The sequence below is a fragment of the Acidimicrobiales bacterium genome, from assembly GCA_036273495.1.
Taxonomy (GTDB): Bacteria; Actinomycetota; Acidimicrobiia; order Acidimicrobiales; family JAJPHE01; genus DASSEU01.
In genome coordinates this window covers 1-3,012 of the sequence record DASUHN010000302.1, presented here as the reverse complement: position 1 = coordinate 3,012, position 3,012 = coordinate 1, and the positions used below count along the sequence as shown (strand labels likewise).

General features: G+C 70.7%; 4 protein-coding genes. 3 read left to right on the top strand and 1 reads right to left on the bottom strand.

Annotation, left to right across the window (positions count from 1 at the left end; translation table 11 throughout):
* Positions 1–149 precede the first annotated feature (149 nt).
* Positions 150–359, bottom strand: coding sequence for a hypothetical protein (locus tag VFW24_12895; protein HEX5267662.1), 210 nt, complete (start codon positions 357–359; stop codon positions 150–152).
* A gap of 181 nt (positions 360–540) precedes the next feature.
* On the opposite strand from VFW24_12895, the gene VFW24_12890 reads away from it, so the two are divergent.
* The 3 genes from VFW24_12890 (at position 541) to VFW24_12880 (ending at position 2,461) form a co-directional block, all read left to right on the top strand.
* Entirely contained in the window at positions 541–1,566 is a 1,026-nt protein-coding gene (locus VFW24_12890; GenBank protein HEX5267661.1) for a site-specific integrase, read from the top strand.
* Between the two features lie 242 nt (positions 1,567–1,808).
* Positions 1,809–2,078 (top strand): hypothetical protein, encoded by a 270-nt coding sequence (locus tag VFW24_12885; protein ID HEX5267660.1) that lies wholly within the window; start codon positions 1,809–1,811, stop codon positions 2,076–2,078.
* Entirely contained in the window at positions 2,075–2,461 is a 387-nt protein-coding gene (locus tag VFW24_12880; GenBank protein ID HEX5267659.1) for a type II toxin-antitoxin system VapC family toxin, read from the top strand. The genes VFW24_12885 and VFW24_12880 overlap by 4 nt, the downstream gene beginning before the upstream one ends.
* Positions 2,462–3,012 lie beyond the last annotated feature (551 nt).

Here is a 3,012-nt window from a genome sequence, read left to right as displayed (position 1 = left end):
CATGTTCGCGTCGTGGCTTCAGATCGCCAACTGCAGCCCGATCACCGGCGACTCCGCCGACCTTTGGTCGTTCGGTCGTTGGCCACCCCCATGCTGGACGTGGCCGTCACCGCTGTCCCGAACGAAGGCGCCGCTCAACACCTGCGTGTTCAGCGGCCCGACCAGGCCGTCGGGTCGTTGAGGTAGAGACCGCAAGCGCAATCGAGGGCCTCCTCCGCGGTGCCGACGGGGCCACCCGAGGGAAGGACCGAGTCCTCGTAGCCGTCCCTCCTGGCCAGGTAGATGGCAAAGCCCCAGTCCGAGGCGGAGCGCAGGTAGCGGAGCCGGCACAGCGACAGCATGCCGATGTCCATCACCACCTCCCTTCCTCACCGTTCATCCTCGGGCTCAGCTGTGACAGCGATAGCGAGCGAGGGGCACTTCGGCCACCGTCACAACGTCGTCCTACGGTTCTCCCGAGAGGCAGGCGTCCGGCGCCGGCCCGGCACTTCCCCCGAGAGATCCCGCCCCGGAGGGCGGGCCCGACCAAAGGGGAGAACCATGCCTGCCAACGACCGTGAGCACCGAGACGTCCCAGTCCCGCCCCCGCCAGGGGCCGAGGGGCTGACTGTTCGGGACTACCTGATCGACGCGTGGCTGCCCGCCGCCCGGTCCTTCCTCCGCCCCGGGACGTACTCCGGCTACGCCGTGAACGTCAGGGCCCACCTGGTGCCTGGGCTGGGCCCTGTGCTCCTGGTCGCGCTCGACCCGGTCGCCATCAACGCCTTCTACGGCTCCCTGCTCGCCAACCGGGACCGGCCGCTGGCTCCCGCCACCGTGCGGCGGGTCCATGCCACGCTGCGTCGGGCTCTCGGGGACGGGGTGCGCTGGGGCTATCTCGACCGCAACCCCGCAGCGGGCGCCGATCCGCCGTGGGCACCGCGGCGGGAGATGCCGGTGTGGGACGCCCGCCAGGTGGCTCGCTTCCTGCGGGCCACCTGCTCGGACCCGCAGTTCGAGCTGTGGCTGTTCTACTTCCTCACCGGTGTCCGGCGGGGAGAGGCGCTGGCGCTGCGGTGGTCCGACGTCGACCTCGAGGCCGCCACCGTCACCATCCGGCGCAGCCTGCTCGTCGTCGACCACCGCCTGCAGATCGGAGAGCCCAAGACGGCTCGGGGCCGGCGCCAGATCGCCATCGACCCCCACCTCGTCGAGGCGCTGAGCGGCCTGCGGCGCCGCCAGGGGGAACGAGGCGCCGGTGGGCCCGACGAGCTGGTCTTCGCCCGGCCGGACGGGCGCCCGCTGCACCCCGAGCAGGTGACCCGCCGGTTCAACCAGCTCTCGGACCGGGCCGGGCTGCCCCCGGCCCGCCTGCACGGGGCCCGCCACGCCCATGCCACCTTGGCCTCGGGGGTGGACGCCCGCATCATCAGCGCCCGTCTCGGTCACAGCCAGGTGGCCACGACCGCGGACATCTACCAGCACGCGCTGCCGGGTCTCGACCGGGAGGCGGCGGTCCGCATCGCCGGCGTGGTCTTCGCGTTTGAGGACCCTGATGCCGAGGGCCGCGCCGCGACCGACGGATGAAGCCCAGGGTCGAGGCTCGGCCGACGCCTGATGCCATGGGCCTCGATGTGGCGCTCGTGTCGACGGGTGGGATGCGTCCTCATCGGCTCAGGGGCTCAAAGACGAGGGCGCAGGAGCTCCTGGCCCTCGGAAAGGCCGAGGCCTGGAACCTCTGGATCGGCCTACCGGCGCGTTGCCCTCCGGATGGATGGGGACCGTGGGCGACGGTGTAGCACCATCGCTCTCGGTGCTACACTTCCGTGGTGCCCACCGCCCGAGCCCGACACGTCATCACCGAGACCGACGAGGTGGCCGCAGCCCTCGATGCCGCCGCCAAGCGCTGGCCTGAGGACCGCGACAGCCGCGCGAAGCTGGTCGTGCGGCTGCTCCAGGAGGGCTACCGGGCGCTGGCCGAAGGACGTCACCAGGCGGCGGCGGACCGGCGCGAGGCGGTCCGACGCACCAGCGGCTTGCTCACCGGGGTCTACGGCGCCACGTACCTGGAAGACCTGCGACGAGACTGGCCCGCATGATCGTCGTCGACGCTTCGGTGCTGATCGCCCATCTTGATGCCGACGATGTCCACCACGACCGCGCCGAGGCCCTGCTCGGGGTGACCGGAGATGAGCCGCTCGGAGCCAGCCGCCTGACGCTGGCGGAGGTCCTCGTCGGACCGGCCCGCGCCGGCAAGCTCGGGGTGGCCATGACCGCCCTGGCCCAACTTGGGGTCAATGGTGTCGGGCTGGACACCGACGCGCCTGGCCGGCTTGCCGGGATCCGGGCGGAGACGAGGCTCAAGATGCCGGACTGCTGTGTCCTGCTCGTGGCCGAACAGCTGGGTGGGCGGGTGGCGAGCTTCGACGATCCCCTGGTGGCTGCGGGCCGAGCCATGGGGCTGGCTGTTTTGGAGGTCTAGGTGTCGGGCCACGGGCGCCGACGCCTGACGCCATGTCTTCGATCGTACGCGCAACAGATGTTCACGACCAGGCCCTCGGTTCCTCCACTACCGGACGCGCCGACCAGGTCTGGCGGTCGGAAGAAGCCGTCGCGGATGCCCCCTGACGGCCAGCGTTACACCCCGACCCTACTTTGCCCCATGTGCGGCCGGCGCAGGTGATTGTCCGAATTCTCAGCGGAGCCGTCGACAACGTCGAATTCCGGGACCTGGTGCGATTACTCGAGGCCCTTGGGGTCAGGCAGGTCGGTGGGCGGGGAAGTCACCGGGTCTACGCCAGGCCTGGGGTAGCGGAGCTCGTGAATCTCCAAGAGGCCGCCGGCCAGGCGAAGCCGTACCAGGTCCGACAGGTTGCGACCCTGGTCCGTCGGTACCATCTCCACGTGGAGGGCGCTGAATGATCGGCTATCCGATCGAGGTCTGGTGGAGCGAGGAGGACGCCTGCTGGATCGCTGACGTCCCGGACCTCACGTACTGCTCGGCACATGGTTCGTCCCCGCACGAGGCAGTCG